Here is a 20,447-nt window from a genome sequence, read left to right on the forward strand (position 1 = left end):
GTGATGAAACAAAGCCTTGCGCTTCTGGTGCTCTGTCTGCTTACGGGGACGCTGCCGGCACGGGCACAGGTCTACAAGTCCTGGGCGGCGGCCACGGGGTTCTCCGGGGTGCCGGTCACGGATTTTCACGACGGCCTCGGCGGGGTATCGTCGGCGCGTACCACCGCGACCTCACCGATGGGCGGGACGGGAATCGCCTACGGGTACTCGTGGACGGAGCTGGGGGCGCTGCACGTGCTGGCAGAGACACGCACCGATAGCACGAGCCTTGCGGTGGGGGCCGACCAGAACTTTGCCTTTAGTGGGCGCGATAACGCGGCGGTCTTCGATCCCACGGCACCTGGTTTCTATGCCACCGCGGCGCAGTTTGCAGTCGATGACCTGCTGATTCCGGGGGTGGGGGTGACCACGGTCAGTGCGAACATGAGCCTCCACGCCATCCTCCAGTCCACCGCCGCCACCGCCTTGGGAAGCTACTTCGCCGAGAGCGGGTTCTATCTCGGCTTCTCGGTGAGCCAGGGCGGGGTGGGGATCGGCAGTGGGACACTAAAGGTCCGCCGGGACGCCGCAGGGGTGTCTAGCCAGGTCGGCACGGGGCTCCTCCCCGAGTCGCTGGTCGTCGCCCCGACCATCTCGACGATCTACACGACCAATAGCTTCTCGGTCACCAAGGGCGCGCCTTTTAAGATGGACTGGTTCCTGAGCGGCTACGCCACATCGTTTACCAACGGGGGCAACGCGACCACGGGAAAGACCGATATGGAGAACACCTTCTCCTGGGCGACCTCGGGGCCGGTTTTTAATATCGCGGGGGGAGGCACGATCAGCTCGGCGCAGGGGGGGATCAGCAACAACCTCTACACCAGCCTCGCCAGCGCCCCCGAGCCAGGGACACTGACCTTTCTCGCACTGGGGGCGACCCTGGTGATCGTCACACGAAAGCAGAGACGCGCACACCACTAGAAACGGTACACTGCGGGATGTGAAGCGGCTCCGGTTCTGGTTGTTCCCCGTGCTCTCTGGCATCTGTCTGGGGTTTATTACCTTCTGCTATGCCACACGTTGGGACACGCTCGCGGCAGTTACGGTCGTCCCTGCTTGGTGCTGGCCCTTGCCGGGGGCTCTTCTGGCAGGCGTGCGGTGGAAACCGCGGCGGGTGCGGACTCTCTGGGCTCTGTGGGGGCTCTTTGCCCTTCTGTTTGTGGACGAGCTACGCCCTCTCACCCACCCGCTGCGCTGGCTCTCTTCGCCCACCACCACCGGGAAAGCAGCGGGTACCTGGCGCGTTGTCTCGCTAAACTGTGCGGGCGGCGATCCCAAAGCGGCGGAGGAAGTGCGTGCCTGGAAGCCCGATGTGGTGCTGCTCCAAGAAATACCGAACCCTGAGAGTGTCCGAGCACTGGCGGAGAAGCTTTACGGGAGCCGCGATGCCTGTGCTGTTGGCTTCGACACCGCTGTCCTTGCCCGAAACCTTACTGCGGTTCCACTTCCCCACGACCTCCAGCGCTATGCCGTGGTCGCAAAGACGCCGCATGGCACCGTCGCCAGCGTCCGGCTCTCTCCTAGCATCCTGCGCGTGGACTTCTGGAGCCCTGAGTGCTGGAAAGCCCACACAGAGAACCGCCAAACACGTCGCGCCGAGCTACGTGCCGTGGTGGCGCAGCTCTCCCGCGATGGAGCATTGCTTGTCGGGGGCGATCTCAATGCTCCGGCAGGTGACGGCGTCTTCTCGGAGCTGAACCCCCTCCGCCTACAAGATGTCTGGCCCGTCGCGGGGCTTGGCTGGGGCAACACGATCGCCAACGACCTACCGATTCACCGGATAGACCAGCTCTGGCTACGAGGGCACAACCCGCAGGCGCTGATTGCCGTCAAGACCCAGAACTCCGATCACCGCATGCTCATCTGCGATCTGCTGTCCCAGTCGAGCCCTCGCTAACCTCCGTGAGCTTTAGCGTATCAGGGTGAGGGGAAGCCGCCGGGTCACCTTCTGGTCACCGTCGGTGGTTGCTGTGATCTCCAGCAGGTAGCCCCCTGGACGGAGCTGTTGCCCCTCCGCATCCTTGAGCTCGCCTTCTAGCTCGATCTCTTGCGGCCGGCTGTCTGTCTTGGTGAGAGGTGGCGCTGGCGGAGCAACTTGGACGGGAGGTACTGGGCGGCTGAGTGTCATCAGCGACCTTCCTACCACTGTCTTGAGCTGTGCATCGAGCTTGGCTTCCTGGTTGAGGCGAACTTTCAGGGAGAGCTTCAGGGGAAGCCCCGAGGGGCTGCGCACGAGCTTATGGTGCACACTCAGAATCTGAAGGGGCTGACGGTAGGGCATGGCGGTTCTCAGTTGGCTTCAGGGTAGGAGCCTAGGATCGTGACAAAGAGGCTGTGTTCCTCTAGGAGCTTGAGGGCGCGGGTGACTTGCGCTTCTTTGTGGTGGCCCTGGATGTCGATAAAGAAGACATACTCCCAGGGGAGCTGCTTGGTGGGGCGGCTCTCGATCATCGTGAGGTTGATGTCGTGGGCATCGAAGGCGGCCATGGCGCGCATCAGCGAGCCGGCGCGGTGCTGGACCGAGAAGAAGATGCTGGTCTTGTCCTTGCCCGATGGCTGCGGCTCGTTCTCCCCGATCACGAGGAAGCGCGTGCGGTTGTGCGGCGAGTCCTCGATGTGCTGGGCGAGCAGGGGGATGGCGTAGAGCTCGCTGGCGATACTGGTGGTGATGGCGGCGCTGGTCGGGTCCGCGGCGGCGAGCAGGGCGGCCTTGGAGTTCGAGGTCGCATCGACCACCTCGACACTCGTGCCGATATTGTCCCGAATCCAGTTGCGGCTCTGGGCGTAGGCCTGCGGGTGGGCGTAGAGCTTCTGGATGTCGGCGAGGGTCTCGGCGTGGGTGGCGAGGTTGTGCACGACAGGGACATAGACCTCGGCGCAGATCTTGAGGCGCGTGCCCTTCTCGTGGAACATGTCGAGGGTGTAGGGGACGATCCCCTCGGTGCTGTTCTCCACAGGGACCACCCCGTAGTCCGCCTCGCCCCGTTCGACGAGTGCGAAAACATCGGGTATAGTATCGGCGGCCTTGAGCTCGGAAGACGTCCCGAACTTGTCGAGCGCTGCCTGGTGGGAGAATGTCCCCGCTGGGCCAAGATGCGCGACACGAATCTGCGCCTCCAGGGCTCGCATCCCGGAGAGGATCTCCCGGAAGATCGCACGAACCGCCGTCGGCGGGAGCGGTCCCCGGTTGGCTTCTTCGAGACGCTCAAAGATCTGGCGCTCGCGCTCAGGCGAGAAAAACTTAGTCTGAGTGCGTGTCTTGGAGTGACCTACCTCCTGGACGACATGCGCCCGCTGGGTTAGAAGGTCTAAAATCTGGGCATCGAGGGCGTCGATCTGACGCCGGAGTTCTTGAAGCGACATACGTGCCCAGGATTATATCAAGGTATGCAATTTTATGCCTGACTGGTTTCGCCGTCCCGCCCCCGCCGCCGTACCCGAAGGTGCCTTCACCAAGTGCACCAAGTGCGGCGCGATTCTTTACACCAAGGACTTTGAGCGGGATTTCAAGGTCTGCAACAAGTGCGGACACCACCACCGTCTCAGCGCCGATGAGCGCATCGCCATGACCGCCGACGAAGGCAGCTTCGTGGAGTTTGGCCGTCGCGACATCCGCGCCCTCGATTTTCTGCAGTTCCCCGGCTACGGCGACAAGCTCACCGGCGCCGAGTCTGCTGAGGAAAACGCCCGCACCGATGGCCTGGTCACGGGAGTGGCGACCATCAGCGGCCACCCTTGTGTCCTCGCGGTCTCGGACTTCGAGTGGGGCCGCCTCGCGGGGACCATGGGGAGTGTCTTTGGCGAGAAGTTCGCCCGCGCCGCCGACCGTGCCCTGGAGGAGCAGAGCGCCCTCATCACGTTCTGCGCCTCGGGAGGGGCGCGCATGCAAGAGGGCCTCACCAGCCTGATGCAGATGGCCAAGACCAGCCTCTCGGTCGCGCAGCTCGATAAGGCCCGCGTGCCCTATATTGTCGTGCTGACCAACCCCTCCACGGGGGGGGCCGTGGCGTCTTATGCCAGCCTCGGGGATGTGATCTACGCCGAGCCGGGCGCGACTGTCGGGCTCTCGGGCGAGCGGGTCGCGGCGCAGGCCCAGAGTGTCAAGCCGCCCGCCAACTACCGCACGGCAGAGTTTATGGAAGAGCACGGGCAGGTCGATAAAATTGTCGCCCGTAAAGAGTTAACGACGATGCTGGCAAAGACGCTCGCATTTCTGGGATCCTGAAACCATTGGAAAACATGACTATCCAAGAGTTTGAGCAGTTTCTTGCCGAGCTCGACGACAATATAGCCAAGCTGGATCAAGCCGCACAGCGTACGGACAACGCGGCGGCGGCGGCTGAGGTGCAGAAACTGCGCGCCCAGCGAGATGGCTACGTGGAACGATTCTTTGATAAGCTGACCCCCTGGGACAATGTCCTGCTGGCACGCCACGCCCAGCGGCCCTACGCGCTCGACTACATCAGCACGATCTGCGATGACTTTATCGAGCTGCACGGGGACCGGCTCTTCGGCGACGACGGCGCATTGGTGGGCGGTTTCGCACGCCTCGCCGGGCAGAGCGTGATGGTGCTCGGGCAGCAAAAGGGCCGCGATTTAAAAGAGCGTCAGAAACGCAACTTCGGCTACATGAAGCCCGAGGGCTATCGGAAAGCCCTGCGCCTGATGCAGCTCGCCGGCAAGTTCACCAAGCCCGTGGTCTCGTTTGTGGACACCCCCGGCGCCGACCCCAATGTGCCCTCCGAGGAGCGCGGCATCTCCGAGGCGATCGCCCGCAACCTCCGTGAGCTCGCCGTGCTTCCCACGCCCACTATCGCTATCGTGATCGGCGAGGGCGGCTCGGGTGGTGCACTTGGGATCGCGGTCGCGGACTGCGTCTTGATGCTGGAGCATAGCTTCTACTCCGTGATCGCCCCCGAGGGCTGCGCCGCGATTATCGCCCGCGATGCCACCAAGGGAAGCGACGCCGCGCGCTGGATGAAGGTCACGGCGCACGATGCGCTCGCGCTGGGCCTGATCGATGGCGTGATCAAAGAGCCGCTCGGCGGCGCCCACCGCGACCCCGCCGCCACCGCAGAAGCCATCCGCGACGCGATCACCGCCGCCCTCGCCGAGCTCACCCCGCTCACCACAGATGCGCTCCTCGCCCGCCGGGCCACACGCCTGCGCGGCATGGGGCGGTTTACCGACATTTAACATCCCCCCGGCGGCACCACCGCCGACCCCCTTCGCCACACCCAGAGGGTACCCGCCTCGTTCCGAGGGGCGAAGGGGGTAAGAGGTCGATTAACGCTTGACGAGGTCGTACTCCAGCGCGAGGCCACCAGGGACGCGGCGAATCCAGAACTCAATGGCAAGGTCGGAGTAGTCTTCGGCCATCATAAGCCAGGTTGTAGCGATTCCTGCGTAGAGGCTGGAATCGTAGTGAGAGGCGGAGATACCGGAAAAGTCTCGTGGCTTGCTTTCCTGCATCCACCCGTCTTCCAAAAAAATCCTAGAGACACGGTAGAAGACGACCTCATTGCTGTGGGTGATCGGGGCGAGGTGGGTTTGCCAGTTCCATTCAGGATCGTTAAGAAACGTGGTGTTGTAGCTTCCGTTGGTGGCAATCCCGAGACGAATCAGCGAGCAGGCTTTTTCTCTGTCCACGACGAAGAGGCAGTCCACGGCATCCTCGATTCGACCTTCGCCTATCAAGCTGACGACCTCGCGCAGAATCGCAATTAGCTCGGTTTCGTTAGTTCCCACACGCATCATGCGACGAGACTACTTCGGTTTTGGCACGGGCGGAACGGGGATTGAGGCCTTGGCTTCGTCGGGGGTGAGGGGGCGGATTTGGATGTCCTTGATCCCAGCGACTGTGTTGTAGCAGGCGATTCCCAGCGGGCGTGATGCCTCCACCTCGGAGCGGATGCCGATCTTGCGACCCTTTGTCTCGACCCCCACCACTTGCTTGTCGTCGATCCAGGCGGCGATGCCGCGCTCGCTGACCCGGACACGGATCTTGTACCAGCGCTTGTTGGTGAACTCCATGAACCGCGCGGTCTCGTTTCGGGCGGCGTCCTTGCCATCGAGGCTGGAGAGCCCGACCACCCCGCCGTTCCAGCCGCCGACAATGAAGCTGCACGGATCGTCTTTGACCGGGAAGGTCAGGCCGCAGAAGAAGTCGTTGCCGTCGATGCGCTGGGCTTGGAGAGAAATCTCGTAGTTGAGCTTGGGGAGCGCTGCCGTGTCGCCGGTCCAGGTGATCCCGGTCATCTCATCCCCCTTGGCCAGGACAATCATGCCGTCTTTGACTGTGACCGAGCCTTCGTCACCGAACGGCGTGCTCTTCCAGTTCGTGAGGGTCTTGCCATCGAAGAGAGACTTCGTGGGCGGGGCGACCTGGGCGTAGAGCGGCACTACGGTAAGGGCGGCGAGGCTGAGCAGAGCGAGTCGTTTCATTTGATCCTATTTCTCAATCAGGTAGTAGAGCGTGTCGGGGCGCAGGAGGATGGTCTTGGCAGTGCCGAGCTTGGCGACCGGGTAGCCATTGGCATCTAGCGCCGTAACCGTGAGCGAGGCGGCATCGGGGCGGGTGAGGTTGACCGTGCCATTGAGGTTCTTGACGAGAATCGGGGCACCGCCGAGGCTCTCGATCCGCTGGAGCCCCTTGTCGCCGGGCGCGGTCTTCCAGCCCCAGTTCTTGTCCTCAGACATCACCTGGAGCAGGAGCTTTTTGGACGTGGCGATCGGCAGGCCATCCAGGCTCACCAGGGTGATCGCACCGTAGTCGAGCTGGCTGGTGATGGTCATTCCGGGCAGGCTCACAGTGCCCGCATCAGCGAGGAAGCCCAGGAGGCCATTGGCCTGTGGCGCGGCGATCACAGCGCGGCCACTGCCCCAGTTCCAGGCCAGCTCCCCGGTCGCGCTTCTTGCCACTTTCTTCGCGCGGTCGATTCCCGCAAGGCTGCCCAGCTTCGATGGTGCTCCGGCCTCGGAGATATTGGCACGCACCTGCCCGACCAAGTAGGCCAGCGGGTCGAGCGAGGGCAGTGTGTCTAGGGATTTGGTCTGGCCGCTTGGGAGATCGGCGGCGCGCAGGGCATCGAGGTTGACCGGGGCGCTGACCGGGGCACCTTGCAGCGCGAAGAGGCTGGCCTGCTTCAGGTTCACCTCGATAACGGTCGGGCCGGTCTTGACCAAGCCCTTGCGGAAGATCAGGGCGGCGGCGGGGGACTGGCCCAGCACACTCGGGACTTGCAGGTCGAACTTGCCGTGCTGCTGGCTCCAGCTCGGGCCGGAGAGGGCAAAGAAGTGGATCGCACTGGAGCCCTGGAGCGCGCCGTAGGCCGCCGCAAGGATCGGCAGGTCGGCGCGGTAGCGGTTGGGCATGGGCCAGTTCACCTCGGAGACCATCGACGGTAGCCCGTTCCACTTGAGGTCAAAGAGTGGCAAGCCTTCGTCGGGCGACTTCAGCGCGGACTTATCCTCATACAGATCCCCGACACTCAGGCTGTAGCTGGCGCGTGGCCCCTCGTGCTTGCCGCCGAAGTAGCCATGGCGGTCCATCGCATCCAGACCCGTGTTGCTCCACTTGTCCAGCGGCCCCAGGAACCGCGCCTCACCCGTCACCCAGTTCGAGCCGTAGACACTGGCCTGAAAGCCGAGCTCGGTCTTGAGGTACTGGGCCGTGCTATCAAAGAACGCCCGCTGGCTCTGTGCCAGAAACGCGACCGTGTCTTGCGAGCGCAGGCTGCGCTGATTCCCGAGGTTCCAGATCGGCAGGAACGCCGCACGCCCCTCGGTGGGCTTGTCTTTGGCATCGGGCTGCTTCCACGCCGCCAGGGCTGCCTCGACCGAGCCGTACTTCTTTGCCAGCCACTGCCCGAACTGCTTCTCTAAGAGCGCCATCTGTGGCGGGGGGATACTGTCGTAGGAGAAGGTCCAGAACAGGTAGCTGTCCTCGTTGCAGAGCTCGGTCAGGGCCACGGCGGGGTCGCGGCCCAGAGGCTCGCCGCTCGGGTTTGGGGCCGTGAGGAGGGTCTTCCACCAGCTCCGGTAGATCGCCTGAAACTCCGGGTTGAAGAAGAGCAGGGAGAAGGGCTTCTTGCCCGGGGTATAGCCCGCCAGCGAGTCGCCCGCGGGGATCTCCAGCCAGAGCGGGAAGTAGATCGAGAGGCAGGAGTAGATTCCCTCGCTCTTGAGCGCGGCCACGAAGCGCTGCAGGCCCGCGAGCTTCTCGGGGTCTATCGCGCGGAAGTTGTCGTCCTTCCAGAGCGCCCCATGGATCCGCACGAGGTTCACGCCTTTCTTCGCCAGGTCCCGCGCCAGGTAGCGCAGCGCTGCCGGGGGCATGCGGGTGAGCTCGCCGCCGGCATTGACCGCCCAGAAGCGCTCGGGCTGGCCGGTCTTGCTGTGCACAAAGCTCTCGCCCTTGCGGACAATAAACCCATTTTCGCCCGCGACTTTTTCATTGAGCCCACGCAGGTCGAGTGAGGTGGGCTGGAACGCATCTAAGTCGGGCTCGAAGGCAAACCAGCCGGGCTCGGTCCGGTTGAGCTTCTCGCCAGGCTTGCTCTTGCCGCGCGGGAGAAACGGGACCTTGGTGAGCACGAAGCAGTCGAAGGCCGCCGCGCCATTGTTCTCGGTCAGCTCGATGCGGAGCGTGTGCTTCCCCGCCGTGAGAGAGACCGTCCCCGCCCCGACCCAGTTCGCCCCCACAAACTGCCGAATCGATGCGTCATCGAGGAGGGCGGGGTCTTTCCCCACGAACTGCCAGGGCTGCTGGTCGAAGCGCCAGCGGAAGGGGCCGTGCTTCCAGAACTTGCGGGCGTAGAAGTCGTAGCTCCCCGCGCTGGGAGTTGTGACCTCGTACTCTAGAAACAGCGGCAGGCTCCGGGGCCCCTCCGCCCCGATCCAGGCCCCGCCGGAGAGAACGGCCTTCTCGGTGTCGTTGGCGGGCATAAACGAGTGGCGTGCGGGAAAGTTGGTCGCTCGGGGGCTCTCCGCCTCGAACCAGACAAAATCGCCCCCCCCGCCCCCAATCTTGGGGGAGCCTGGGTTTTGAGCACGCGCACACGCTCCAGTCAGGAGCCCCAACGCCATCGCCAGAAAAACAGTCCCTCGTCGCATGGTTGTTATCGTACCCGAACGAGACACGGCGTTCTAGCAAACGCGGTCCACGGGACTTAGGCCGCTTTCGGGAGGTTTCGCGGATGGTCCCGCTCTTCGTCGAGGGCGCGTCGTGCCTCGGTCAGGAGCTCTTGGGCCGTGCGGCCCTGCTCGGGGTGCCAGGCGGTGCCGGTGACAATGCGTAGGGGGAGGTGGACCTGGGGACCCACATCCTCTAGAACACTGGTCAGGCGGCGTGCGGCGACCTCGACCTGAGGTCCCGTTCCCCCGAGGACTGCCAGGAGCGTGCTTCCCTCGCCGCGGCCCGCCATGTCCATCCGGCGGATCGATGTTCGTAGCCGATTGCCACAGGCCTCCATGGCTTCGTCGTAGGCGCGCCCGCTACTGGGAATACCCTGGATCTGGAACTGGATCACCGAGATGGGCATGCCCGCTCGGACAGCACGTGAGATGCCCTCATCGAGGCGCGCCACGAGGTGCTCGTAGGTGTAGAGGCCGGTGTAGGGATCGACAATCGAGTGCTCACGCTGGCGCCGGCGGTCGTAGGCCTCGGCCTCCCCGAGGAGCTTGCCGAGCCGGTCTACCGCCTTGCGCAGGGTCACCGAGACATAGTTACAGGAGACACTGAGCTTGGTGGCGATCTCGGTCTGGTTGAGGTTGCGGAAGTAGAACTCGTAGACCACTTGCTGCTCAAAGGGCCGGAGCCGCTGGATGAGCTGGCGCAGGACAATGCGGTTCTCCACATGGATCGCCATCGGCTCGTCGTCGTCGTCGATGGACTCCAAGATGCCGTCGTAGTCCCCGCCCGCGCTATCGTCGTAGGAGACCACCCGGAAGGTACCCCGCGATGCCTGGATCTCCTCGACCGTCTCCACGGGGATCGCGAGGACGGCCGCGATCTCGCCCGACGTGGGCTCGCGCTCCAGCTGGGCGGTGAGCTGCTCGATGGCGCGCTCCAGGCGCCCCGCAGTCTCCTGGAGCCAGGCGGGCTCGCGGATCATGCGGCTGCGGTCGCGGAGAAAGTGCCGGATGGCCCCCCCGATAAAGTGGGTTGCGTAGGTGGAGAAGCGGACACCCTTGCCGGGGTCGTAGTACTCTAGGGCAGAGAGGAGGCCCAGATAGCCTTCCTGCGCGAGGTCCTCCAGCGGCTCTCCCGTGCCTAAAAACTTCCGTGCCACCGACTCCACAAGGGGGCCGTGAGCGCGTGCAATCTTCTCGCGGAGTACCGGAAGGGGGAGATCGCCCAAGGAGCGACCACCCCCCTCGCCACGGCGGCGTGCGTACTCCTGGAGCCAGCGGTGTAGTGTTGCTTCGGCAACAGGTTTGGTGCCATCAGTTAAGAGAGCCATAAGCTTATGTTCTTTATCGGCTTGTATCGCTGGTTTTTCCAGTCCCTTTTTTCGGAAGGGCTTTGGGAAATCCCGAATCAAAGCCTGAAGATTATGCGAGAGTACTCCGAAAATCTTGAGCATGAACTCGATTCTCCCTGACGACGACTTGGCACCACTGCTGCCGACCGCCGGCTCACCACGCCCGGCTGCGACCAACGCCCCGGCTGCTCTGGACGGGACACAGATGCTCCGTGGCCTCCTGGAAGATGGGGCTCTGCTCATGCCTCCAGGGAGCTCCCACGCCGCGTCCTTGGGACTGGAAAGCTTCGACGATAACCGTAGCGCTGCCTCCAGTGTCACCCCCCTGGCCGATACGCATATCGATGACATCCTGCGCTACAGCCAGCAGGTGAAGGCGTCGGATATCCACCTGACCGTGAACCTGCCCCCGATGATCCGCGTCGATGGCAAGCTGATCCCGACGCCTTGGGAGACGGTCACCCCGCGTGAGGCCCAGCGCCTGATCTACGATATCCTGCTCTCCGACCAGATCGAGCGCTACGAGCGCACCAAGGAGCTGGACTTTTCCTACGGCGTGCATGGGGTGGGGCGCTTCCGCTTCAATGTCTACCGACAGCGTGGCTCGGTGGGGTGTGCGATGCGTGCCATTCCCGCCAAGATCCCCTCGCTGGAGTCGCTGCGCCTGCCCCCCGTGCTCAAGGAGCTCACCAAGAAGCACTCAGGCGTGATCCTCGTGACCGGTCCCACCGGCTCCGGAAAGTCGACAACAATTGCGTCGATGATCGATGTGATCAACGCCGAGCGCCCGGTGCACATCCTGACCATGGAGGACCCGATCGAGTACATCCACCAGCACAAAGTTGGGATGGTCAACCAGCGCGAGATTGGGCAGGACTCCGAGTCGTTTGCCAACTGTATCCGCGCCGCCCTTCGTGAGGACCCCGATATCATCCTGGTCGGTGAGATGCGTGATAAAGAGACCATCGCCGCAGCACTGACCCTTGCGGAGACGGGCCACCTGGTCTTTGGGACGCTCCACACCCGCAGCGCCCCCGCAACAGTCGACCGTATTATCGATGTCTTTCCCGCTGACCAGCAGGACCAGATCCGGGTGATGTTTGCCGGCTCGCTCCAGGCCGTGGTTGCCCAGCAGCTCCTTCCGCAAGTGGGGGGGGGACGTGTTGCCGCCATTGAGATCATGGTCGCCACCGCCGCGATCCGCAACCTGATCCGTGAGGGCAAGAGCCACCAGCTCCTGAGCTCGATCGAGACCGGTGCCCAGTACGGCATGCAGCAGATGGACAAGGTCCTGGCAGAGCTTCACCGCTCCGGGATGGTCACGATGGAAGAGGCTGCCACCCGCTGTAACGACCGCGATAACTTTATGCGCCACCTTAAGGGAGGGAACTAAGCTTCCATGCCAACATTTGTCTATGACGTAATCGACTCCTCGGGCAACAATGTCAAGGGGAAGATGGAGGCCGATAGCGAGGGAGCGGTCCTGAGCCGCCTCCATGAGCAGCGCCTCCATATCCTCAGTATCAGCGAGCAAAAAGCCAGCGCGTTCTCATCGGTGGGCAGCAAGAAGGCGATGGGGGCTCCCAAGCTCCAGTCTCTGGTGGTCTTCTCGCGGCAGTTTGCGACGATGGTCGATGCGGGGCTTGCGGTGCTCAAGTGCCTGGACATCCTGGAGCAACAGACCAAGGACCTCCCCCTGAAGCAGTCGCTCAACGCCATCAAGCGCGATGTCCAGACCGGTGTCTCGCTGGGCGATGCCATGGCCAAGCACACCAACTGCTTCTCCAAGCTCTACATCAACATGATCCGCGCCGCCGAGCTGGGAGGTATCCTGGATACCATTCTTGACCGCCTGGCGCAGTTCCTCGAAAAAGAGCAGGAGATTCGTCAGAAGGTCAAGTCCGCCCTTACCTACCCGATCATTGTCTTGTGCTTCGCCATGATTATCCTGGCGGCGATGTTCTTGTTCATCCTGCCGACCTTTAAGCAGATGTTTGCCGATATGGGGGCGCAGATGCCCGCCATGACCGAGGCGCTCTTTAACATGTCGGACTTCATGGTCCACAACTGGTATCTGTTTGTCTTTGCGCCGCTGTTTGCCGCCATTGCGATCAAGCAGTACGGCAAGACCCCCGACGGTGCCTATAAGATCGACCAGGTCAAGCTCAAGATCCCCATCATGGGAGAGATCGTCCTCAAGCTCTCCGTGGCGCGCTTCTGCCGCACGTTTGGTACGCTGCTGAGCTCCGGTGTCCCGATGATGCGTGCGATCGAGATCGTGGCGGAGACTGCGGGCAACGAGGTGCTCTGCCGCGCGATCAACGATACCAAGATCGCTCTGCGGGAAGGAAGCCGCCTCTCGCCGCCACTGGTAAAGTCTGGCCTCTTCCCTCCGATGGTGACCCACATGATCGATATCGGTGAGGAGACCGGCCGCATGTCCGAGATGCTGGTCAAGGTCGCGGAGTTCTACGAGCAGGAAGTCGATGCGACCGTCAAGGCGCTCACCAGCTTGATCGAGCCGATCTTGATTGTCTTCCTCGGGGTGATCGTCGGGTTTATCGTGATCTCGATCATGGGGCCGATGTTCTCCATCATCAACCAGATCCGCTAAACGCGCTCCAAAACTTAATCTGTCGTTTTCTTCACTGCCTCCCCTGTCCATTGCCTTGACAGGGGAGGTTGGTGTATAATGGGGTTCCGGCGCGGCAGCTCTGCCGCGCCGTCCTACATTCTAAGTTCTATTAATTCTTGTACGCAAGAAAGGATCCTGCCCTCGATGAACCTGGACGACAGCGTCGAGTCCCTCAAAGCCCGTATTCTCAGCCTGGAATCCGAAGTCAATCAGAAGTCCCAGGCGGTCAGTCAGCTCGAGAAGATGATCAAGGACCTTCAACAGAAGGTTCAGACTGCCAATGAGAATGCCCAACCTACCGCAGAGCTCTCAGAGCTAGAGGAAACTCTAAAGCGTCTTATGACGCGAATTGCAATGATTGTTCAGGGCGCTAAGTGTCTGTTTATGATCCATGACCAAGAGACACGCGAGCTCTATGCGGGCAAGCCTGCTCTTGGTTTTGAAGAGGGGCAGATCGAGGAGCTCCGCTTCAATGAAGGCACCGGGGCCTCGGGTGTCTGCTACGCTACCAGCAAGGCAGTCAATATCTACGACACCGAGTCTGATGCTCGGGAAGACTGTCAGACCTTTACCTCGCTGGGCATCCGCAATGGAATCGCCGTGCCGCTCATCGTGGAGAAGCGCGACGACGAGACCAACGCCGTTGTTGACCGCAAGACCATTGGGGTGATCTGGGTCTTCAACAAGAAGTTTGGCGGGGTCTTTGTGGACGAGGACATTCAGCTCCTGGAGCGCATGTCCAAGAACGCGGCTGCGGTGATCAACACGGCCTCGACCTTCCGCAAGGTGGTGGAGGAAAAAGAGCAGCTCCACGAGATGACCGACGCTCTGACCGCCGGTCTCGTGATGATCGGGCGCAATGGCCGTGTCCTCCAGATGAACTCGTCGGCGCGGCGCATCTTCGGCCTGGAGCCCAGCGAGGTGCTAGGCGTGCGCACCTACGACCAGCTGGTCAAGGACGATACCGTCCGCGAGGTGCTGGCCCGTGCGCTCTCCGAGGAGATCCAGGAAGAGGTGACCATCAACGATAGCACCGCCGATGCGTCGCGCACCTTCCAGATCCAGTCCACCGTGGTCAAGAACGAGAACAGCGAGATGGTGGGCACCGCGGCGATCTTTAGCGACATCACCGAGCTAAAGAATATCGACAAGCTCAAGACCGCGTTTGTCTCGACCGTCTCCCACGAGCTGCGCACCCCGATGACCTCGATCAAGGGCTTTATCTCCACGCTGCTCATGGACGAGGACGGGACGATGTTCCAGCACTCGGACCGCCTGGAGTTCTACGGGATTGTCGATAAAGAGTGTGACCGCCTCAAGCGCCTGATCGATGACCTGCTCAACGTGAGCCGTATCGAGGCTGGTGCATCGATGCTGCCCAACTTTGAGGATGTTCAGCTCCACGAGCTGGTCAAGAAGGCCATCATGATCGACAATGGCTCGACCTACAAGAAGGACAACCACACCCTGGACTTCACGATCGACTCCGATGTCCCCGAGGTGATCGAGGCCGATGGCGATAAGTTCGAGCAGATCCTCCACAACCTGGTGGGCAACTCGCTGAAGTACTCCCCGGATGGCGGCCCGGTCCACCTGCACGTGTCCCGAAAGGACGAGAACACGCTGCAGTTTGCGATCTCCGACAAGGGCCTGGGAATGACCCCCGAGTTTCTCCAGAAGTTCGGCCAGAAGTTCGCCCGCGCCGACAACCGCGATACCCGCTCCATCAACGGCACGGGAATCGGGGCGTTCCTGGTGAAGAACTTTGTCGAGGTACACAACGGCGACATGTGGGCCGAGTCCGAGGGCCTGGGCAAGGGCACCACGGCCTACTTCACCCTCCCGATCAAGCAGCCCGAGCTCGACGAAAACGCCGAGTCTCTCTCTAGCCGCGTCGCCGGGTAGTCCCTTCCGCTGGCCCCACCTCCTAGCCCCCGTCCGACGGGGGAATCAAAGGGGGTGGGGCTTTTGCTTTTAAGGAGCGCTGTCTATGCCGACTGTTACTCTTGACCTCGACGACCAAGCCTATGCACAGCTGGAGCTGCGTGCCAAGGACTACGGCCTCACGATCGCCCGGTTTCTGGAGCTTAAAGCGCTGCATGAGACGCACACGCTGACGATCATGGACCAAGGGACACTGTCCAGCCTGCGCCAGTATCTTCCGGCGATCCAGGGGATTCTCCAGGAGGCCTTCCAAGACAACCACCACCTGCGTGCCTATCCCCCTGAAGCACTCGACTCCCTGATAGCGTTGCTCAAGGAGTGCGCCACGCTTCTAAAGCGGCTCGCTCCCAGTCGGTCGAGCAGTGTGGGGCGCAACTACGTCCCCGTGCTGACCTTCCTCCGGGAGTTTATTGGGATGTATGTCTTGGATCGCTGGAGCGATCCCCGCTACAATCCCGGCAATCACCACGTACGCCTGGAGCTCGACGAGAGCGTGCCCGTGCTGGTCCGGCTGGATCACGACACCCTCTCACAGGTACTCATGGTGCTGATTCACTCGGCCATGCAAGACTCGCCTGCGGGAAGCGAGGTCGTGGTACGGGGCGCACGATACGATAGCACCCAGCTCCTCTTCTCCGTGCAGCATACCGGTACACCTCTGCCCCCCGAGGAGCGAGAGCGCTACGGCGAGTGGCCCCTCGATACACAGGATCTCCGAAAAGGACAGAGTGTGAGGTCCTGCCAGCACTATGTTGAGCGTCACGGCGGGACGATCTGGGCGACCAACGAGGGCGAGAAGGGCCTGCCGACGGTCTGGTTTACGCTCCCGATCACGATCGCCGCGGACGACCGCGAGTACCAGGCGCTTCGGGCACGGCTCGCCCAGATGTACGAGGCACTGAGCACGCTCATGGCCCTGCCGCCGCAGCCGTGGCACCCGCTGTACTTCTCCGATGCCCTTCAGGAGCTCCGTCGCCTCGCCCGTGAGGAGCGCGGAAATCTACTGGCTTTTCTGGAGACTCTCCCTTAGGGCGCGAGGGAAGGGGGTGGCTAAGCGCTCGCTCTGGCGATACAACAGCTCTCAGAGTTGCAAAACGTTCTTATCTTAACCCGAGATGCCCCGGACCGGCCGCCGCTGCAGGTGACCCATGCGCTGATGGCGGCGAGTCTGCATGTCTGTCCGCTGCCCTTTGAGGCGGGGGATGGCGAGTGGATCAACGCGTTTAATGGGGTGCCGCCGCACCTCATTGTTGCGGACCTCTCGGATAGTAGCGACCTCTTTCTCCTGCGGAGCGCCCGGAGCCGGATGCTCACGATCTGGGGTGAGGGAGTGCCCGTGCCCCCCGTGCTGGCCCTGCTGACCCGCCGGCATCTCGGGGTTCCCGAGCTCCGTGCCTTTGTCGATGACTTTCTCCTGCCCCCCTACGAGCCCGAGGAGGTAAAGGCGCGGGTGGCGCTGCTCTTCTTCCGCAAGCGCTCGGTCGAGGCGGGGGACATGCTCTACTTTGGCGGGATTCGGCTGAGCCTGGGGGCGGGCAAGGTCTCGACCGCCGACGGTCGGCCGCTGGCGCTCACCCCGCGGGAATTTGACCTCCTGCGCTTCTTGCTGACCCACCGGGGCCGGCGCTTCCCGCGGGAGCAGATCCTGGCAATGGTCTGGGGGGTTGACTACGAGGGCGGGGAGCGGACTGTGGATATCCATATCCGACGTCTGCGTGCCAAGCTCCCCGAGGAGACCGCCGCGCTCCTGGAGACACGGCGGGGGATGGGCTACGGCTTCCGGGTGGACTAGCGCACGCGCTAGCTGGCGGCGGTGCGGCTGATGTGGGCGGGTAGGTTCTGCAGGTGCAGGAGGCCGTTACCGCGCTGGATCAGCTCGGAGCAGGTGACAAAGGTGTAGCCCTGGGCACGAATACGCGCGACAAACTCGGGGACCGCCTTGGTGGTCTCGGGGAGGCCGCTGTGGAGCAGGATGATCGCGCCGGGGGTCAGGTCCCGCATCACCAGCTCCGTGATCCGGGAGGCGGTGCGCCCGAGCTTGTAGTCCGCGGGATCGTCGGTCCAGAGCATGTTGGTGTAGCCCTCTTGGGCGATGATCTTCTGAATCCGGTCGTTGTACTCGCCGCCTGGGGGGCGGAAGAGCCGGGTCGGGGCACCGACGATCCCGGTGAGGACATCCCGTGTCCGGTTCAGCTCACCGGCGACCTCGCTGAGCGGGATCTGGGGGAGGCGGTAGTGGTTGTAGGTGTGGTTGCCGAGCTCGTGGCCATCGAGGACAATGCGCTCGATCAGGTTGGGGTAGCGCAGGGACATCTTGCCCACAACAAAGAAGGTCGCCGGCACACGCAGGCGGCGCAGGACGGTGAGCAGGTCACCGGTCTTCTCCCCATGCGGGCCGTCGTCGAAGGTAAGCGCCGCGAGGCGCTGGCTGGGGTCGCCGGTAATGACACGACTGACACGAATCCCCTTCTGGCGCTCGACATCGTCTTGGAGGGCGAGGGCGAGAAGACGGCGGTACTCAGGGTCTCGATTTGGCATGGGAAAACGTGATAGAGTGTAGCACAGCATGTCCTCTTCCGCCATAGCCGCGAGCCCCATTCACATGCTTGCTCGCCCCCTTCCTGGAGTCTCTCCCCAAGAGCGAGTGGGGGTCGCCGCCGAGTGGGTTCGTGTCTCCCCGTATCGTTGCGTGCCCGTGCTCTCGGGGGGGATTTTGTTGGGCCTTGTCACCGAGCGCTCGCTGGCGGCCTACCTCTGCCGGGCCCCCGATGGCCCGGAGCGCCGCCGCTGGCTGGAGGCTCCCGTGGAGGGAACCGTGCTGGCCCCCACCGCTGCTCTGCATCCGCTCCTGAGTGTGGCTGAGCTACAAGACGCGCTGGCTGCCGAGGGAGTCGAGGCCCTGCCGCTTGCCGAGGGCAACGGGCTCTATCTGGGGATGATCGGGGCGGGGGACCTGGTGCGTGAGCTCCTGCGCCCGCTTGCCCTGCCGCAGCTCGCGGGGATGGCGACTCCCGTGGGGGTGCACCTCTCGACCGGCAGTGTGGCGGCGGGGGTGGGCAACCCGGCCCTGGTCGCGACCGGTTTCTGCTTCTTTGTCGCTCAGTTTGCGCTGCTGGCGCTGCTGACTGTCGTGACTCCCTACCTTCCCACTCTGCCGCTCCCCCCAAGCTGGCGGGAGGCTATCGAGCTTACCCTGACCGGCCTCGTGACCCTCACGGGCTTTCTCGCACTGATCCGGCTCTCGCCCTTGGCGGGCTTTCATGCGGCCGAGCACCAGGTGGTCCATGCTGTGGAGCGGAGTGTCCCGCTCCTGCCAGACCAAGTGGCGCGGATGCCACGCGTCCACCCGCGCTGTGGGACCAATCTCATGGCGGGGATGTTCCTGCTGGGGCTGGGTGGGGCGTTCACGCCGCTCTTGGGGGAGCTTGGCTTTGTGCTCTCCGGCCTGCTGACTCTCTTCTACTGGCGCTCTGTCGGGGCCTGGCTCCAGGAGCACCTCACAACCCGCCCCGCGACCGAGGCGCAGCTCGTCCAGGCGATTGCCGCGGCCCGCACCCTCCTAGAGCGCCACGAGGCCTCGACCATCACCCCCACGCCGCTGCGCCGCTTGCTCCACAGTGGGATGCCGCAGATGCTGCTGGGCTTTGCGCTCGGGGTGGGCTTTCTCGCGCTGCTCTGCCTGCTGATCCCCGCCCTTGGGGATGTTCTGCGCCCGCACTGGAACGAGCTTTTCTAGCCGCTGCTTGAGTTTGCTGTCCCCCGCGCTGCGTTTAGCCTCCCCCGTGGCGTGTTTTGCCTCCCCCGGTTCGCTGAGCCGGGGGAGGCCAGCCCGGCACGGGCTTTGTGGCCGAAGGCCGTTGCAGACGCCGGTTTCCAACCGGCGGCGATGTAAAACGCCTACGCCGCTTTGCGCTTGCGCAGGCGGGCCGGGAGGATGCGCTCGATCCCACGGTACTTTGCCACCGTGCGCCGTGCGAGCGGAAAGCCTTGCTCGGTTAAGATCGCCGCGATCTCGTCGTCGGAGTAGGGGTTGCTGGGGCTCTCGGAGCTAATGAGGTTCAGCAGCGCCTCGCGCACCGCCTGGGAGTTGCCAAAGAAGGCATCCAGCGGGATGATCTCGCCGCTGGGGAGCTGTGCCCACTTATCGGCGACCGCGCGGCTAATCACGGACTCATCGAGCTTGAGCTTCTCGGCCAAGGCCTGGCGGGTGAGGGGCTTGAGAAAGGCGCGGTTTCGGGTCTCGAGGTAGCCCTGCTGGACCCGGGCGATCTCGCGTGCGATGGCGCGCAGGGTCCGGCCACGGCGGGAGACACCGGCCATGAAGCTCTGGGCGCGATCGACATGGTCGCGGATGTAGCGACGCATCGCCTCATCCGAGTGGGTCTCGCTACCATCGGCGAGGCGCTTCCAGAGCGGGGCGACCGAGACAAGCTGCTCAAAGTCGCGGGCTAGCTCGACAACAATGCCGGCCTCGGTGCGCAAGAAGAGAATATCGGGCTTGACCACGGGGGCGCTGGCCGCCGCGCGGTGGTCGCTGGGGCGGAAGAGGGCACCGGGATAGGGGGAGAGCGCCTGCTGCAAGAAGCGCACGGCGCGGCTGACCTCGCTCGGGGAGACCTTGAGCCGAGTGGCGATCCGGTCTTCGCGGCGCGCCACGAGCTCGTCCCAGCAGCGGGTGAGGATACGCCGCGCGAGGGCATGGCCCTCCCCGGTCTGCTCAAGATAGTCGATCTGGAGTAGGAGACACTCGCGCAGGTCACGCGCTCCCACCCCGGCGGGGTCCATGCTCTGGAGGGCCTTCACCGCGTCTTCTAGGCCGGTTCGGGTGAGGCGGAAGCGCTCCATCATCTCGTCGAGGTCCCCGATCAGGTAGCCCCGGTCATCGACATTCTCGATCAGGTAGCGCAGTAGCTCCAGCGGAACCCCCGCCTTTACCTGCCCGACCTGGCTACGCAGGTGCTCTCGCAGGGTGGTGTTGGAGGCGACTCGGTCCAGCGGGTCTTCGTCATCGAGCCCACCGCCCATCACCTGAAGCGCCGGGGCAGTGTTCTCCGCCGCCGTCGCCGTGTCGTTCTTGCCGCCGATCGCAATGGTCAGGGAGAGAGGCTCCGCCGTGGCCTGGGTGTTGCTCAGCGCCGAGAACGACTCATTCTCCTGCGCTTCCAGGGCGGGGTTCTCGGCCAGCTCACGCTCAATCGCCGCCTCCAGCTCCTCGGTGGTCCAGGCGAGAATCTCGCTGGCGAGGATCTGGCGCGGGTCGATACGCTGGGTCTGGTGCTGTCGGGCTTCTAGGGTCTGCGAAAGTCTCATAACTTCTAGAGCTATTTTCGGCAGACCCTTCC

The 20,447-nt window shown here is 63.4% G+C and carries 18 protein-coding genes; 10 read left to right on the forward strand and 8 right to left on the reverse strand.

Annotated features, from left to right (window positions below; genetic code table 11):
- Positions 1-3 precede the first annotated feature (3 nt).
- Both HNQ39_RS06075 and HNQ39_RS06080 read left to right on the forward strand, forming a co-directional pair.
- The gene (locus tag HNQ39_RS06075) at positions 4-963 is read left to right on the forward strand and encodes a hypothetical protein (RefSeq protein WP_184193048.1); all 960 of its coding nucleotides are present in this window, start codon (positions 4-6) and stop codon (positions 961-963) included.
- A 19-nt stretch (positions 964-982) separates the two neighbouring features.
- Positions 983-1,939, forward strand: a complete 957-nt coding sequence (locus HNQ39_RS06080; RefSeq protein WP_184193049.1) for an endonuclease/exonuclease/phosphatase family protein — start codon at positions 983-985, stop codon at positions 1,937-1,939.
- 12 nt (positions 1,940-1,951) lie between these two features.
- Here the strand turns inward: HNQ39_RS06080 and HNQ39_RS06085 are convergent, their stop codons facing one another.
- Positions 1,952-2,323 (reverse strand): hypothetical protein, encoded by a 372-nt coding sequence (locus tag HNQ39_RS06085; protein ID WP_184193050.1) that lies wholly within the window; start codon positions 2,321-2,323, stop codon positions 1,952-1,954.
- Positions 2,324-2,331: 8 nt separating this feature from the next.
- The gene (gene pheA, locus HNQ39_RS06090; protein WP_184193051.1) at positions 2,332-3,405 is read right to left on the reverse strand and encodes a prephenate dehydratase; all 1,074 of its coding nucleotides are present in this window, start codon (positions 3,403-3,405) and stop codon (positions 2,332-2,334) included.
- Positions 3,406-3,439: 34 nt separating this feature from the next.
- On the opposite strand from pheA, the gene HNQ39_RS06095 reads away from it, so the two are divergent.
- Together HNQ39_RS06095 and HNQ39_RS06100 are read left to right on the forward strand one after the other, a co-directional pair.
- Positions 3,440-4,267 carry an acetyl-CoA carboxylase carboxyltransferase subunit beta gene (locus tag HNQ39_RS06095; RefSeq protein ID WP_184193052.1) on the forward strand — a complete coding sequence of 276 codons (828 nt, stop codon included), beginning with the start codon at positions 3,440-3,442 and terminating at the stop codon, positions 4,265-4,267.
- Between the two features lie 14 nt (positions 4,268-4,281).
- Complete coding sequence (locus HNQ39_RS06100; RefSeq protein WP_184193053.1) at positions 4,282-5,238, forward strand: acetyl-CoA carboxylase carboxyltransferase subunit alpha; 957 nt, start codon at positions 4,282-4,284, stop codon at positions 5,236-5,238.
- Between the two features lie 90 nt (positions 5,239-5,328).
- Here the strand turns inward: HNQ39_RS06100 and HNQ39_RS06105 are convergent, their stop codons facing one another.
- Genes HNQ39_RS06105 through HNQ39_RS06120 form a run of 4 tightly spaced genes read right to left on the reverse strand, consistent with a single transcriptional unit; the run spans position 5,329 to position 10,505 of the window.
- Positions 5,329-5,799 carry a hypothetical protein gene (locus tag HNQ39_RS06105; protein WP_184193054.1) on the reverse strand — a complete coding sequence of 157 codons (471 nt, stop codon included), beginning with the start codon at positions 5,797-5,799 and terminating at the stop codon, positions 5,329-5,331.
- Positions 5,800-5,808: 9 nt separating this feature from the next.
- Positions 5,809-6,486, reverse strand: coding sequence for a 3-keto-disaccharide hydrolase (locus HNQ39_RS06110; protein ID WP_184193055.1), 678 nt, complete (start codon positions 6,484-6,486; stop codon positions 5,809-5,811).
- A 6-nt stretch (positions 6,487-6,492) separates the two neighbouring features.
- Positions 6,493-9,156 carry a hypothetical protein gene (locus tag HNQ39_RS06115; protein WP_184193056.1) on the reverse strand — a complete coding sequence of 888 codons (2,664 nt, stop codon included), beginning with the start codon at positions 9,154-9,156 and terminating at the stop codon, positions 6,493-6,495.
- A 56-nt stretch (positions 9,157-9,212) separates the two neighbouring features.
- Positions 9,213-10,505, reverse strand: a complete 1,293-nt coding sequence (locus HNQ39_RS06120) for a sigma-70 family RNA polymerase sigma factor (RefSeq protein WP_184193057.1) — start codon at positions 10,503-10,505, stop codon at positions 9,213-9,215.
- A 121-nt stretch (positions 10,506-10,626) separates the two neighbouring features.
- Here HNQ39_RS06120 and HNQ39_RS06125 point away from each other — a divergent pair, with 121 nt between their 5' ends.
- The 5 genes from HNQ39_RS06125 to HNQ39_RS06145 all read left to right on the forward strand — a co-directional run bounded on the left by HNQ39_RS06125 (position 10,627) and on the right by HNQ39_RS06145 (position 16,897).
- Entirely contained in the window at positions 10,627-11,919 is a 1,293-nt protein-coding gene (locus HNQ39_RS06125) for a type IV pilus twitching motility protein PilT (protein ID WP_246385270.1), read from the forward strand.
- Between the two features lie 6 nt (positions 11,920-11,925).
- Positions 11,926-13,140 (forward strand): type II secretion system F family protein, encoded by a 1,215-nt coding sequence (locus HNQ39_RS06130; protein WP_184193058.1) that lies wholly within the window; start codon positions 11,926-11,928, stop codon positions 13,138-13,140.
- A 165-nt stretch (positions 13,141-13,305) separates the two neighbouring features.
- Positions 13,306-15,066 (forward strand): ATP-binding protein, encoded by a 1,761-nt coding sequence (locus HNQ39_RS06135; protein ID WP_184193059.1) that lies wholly within the window; start codon positions 13,306-13,308, stop codon positions 15,064-15,066.
- Positions 15,067-15,151: 85 nt separating this feature from the next.
- Positions 15,152-16,135 carry a sensor histidine kinase gene (locus HNQ39_RS06140; protein ID WP_184193060.1) on the forward strand — a complete coding sequence of 328 codons (984 nt, stop codon included), beginning with the start codon at positions 15,152-15,154 and terminating at the stop codon, positions 16,133-16,135.
- 57 nt (positions 16,136-16,192) lie between these two features.
- A complete protein-coding gene (locus HNQ39_RS06145) occupies positions 16,193-16,897 on the forward strand; it encodes a winged helix-turn-helix domain-containing protein (RefSeq protein WP_184193061.1) in 705 nt (234 codons plus the stop codon).
- An 8-nt stretch (positions 16,898-16,905) separates the two neighbouring features.
- On the opposite strand, the gene HNQ39_RS06150 is transcribed toward HNQ39_RS06145, so the two are convergent.
- The gene (locus HNQ39_RS06150; RefSeq protein ID WP_184193062.1) at positions 16,906-17,643 is read right to left on the reverse strand and encodes a polysaccharide deacetylase family protein; all 738 of its coding nucleotides are present in this window, start codon (positions 17,641-17,643) and stop codon (positions 16,906-16,908) included.
- A gap of 64 nt (positions 17,644-17,707) precedes the next feature.
- On the opposite strand from HNQ39_RS06150, the gene HNQ39_RS06155 reads away from it, so the two are divergent.
- Positions 17,708-18,841, forward strand: coding sequence for a DUF1385 domain-containing protein (locus tag HNQ39_RS06155; protein ID WP_184193063.1), 1,134 nt, complete (start codon positions 17,708-17,710; stop codon positions 18,839-18,841).
- A gap of 161 nt (positions 18,842-19,002) precedes the next feature.
- Here HNQ39_RS06155 and HNQ39_RS06160 read toward each other — a convergent pair whose 3' ends face one another.
- Positions 19,003-20,415: an RNA polymerase factor sigma-54 gene (locus HNQ39_RS06160; RefSeq protein ID WP_184193064.1), complete on the reverse strand. Its 1,413-nt coding sequence runs from the start codon at positions 20,413-20,415 to the stop codon at positions 19,003-19,005.
- Positions 20,416-20,447: the final 32 nt, after the last annotated feature.

Source organism: Armatimonas rosea (assembly GCF_014202505.1).
Lineage (GTDB): Bacteria > Armatimonadota > Armatimonadia > Armatimonadales > Armatimonadaceae > Armatimonas > Armatimonas rosea.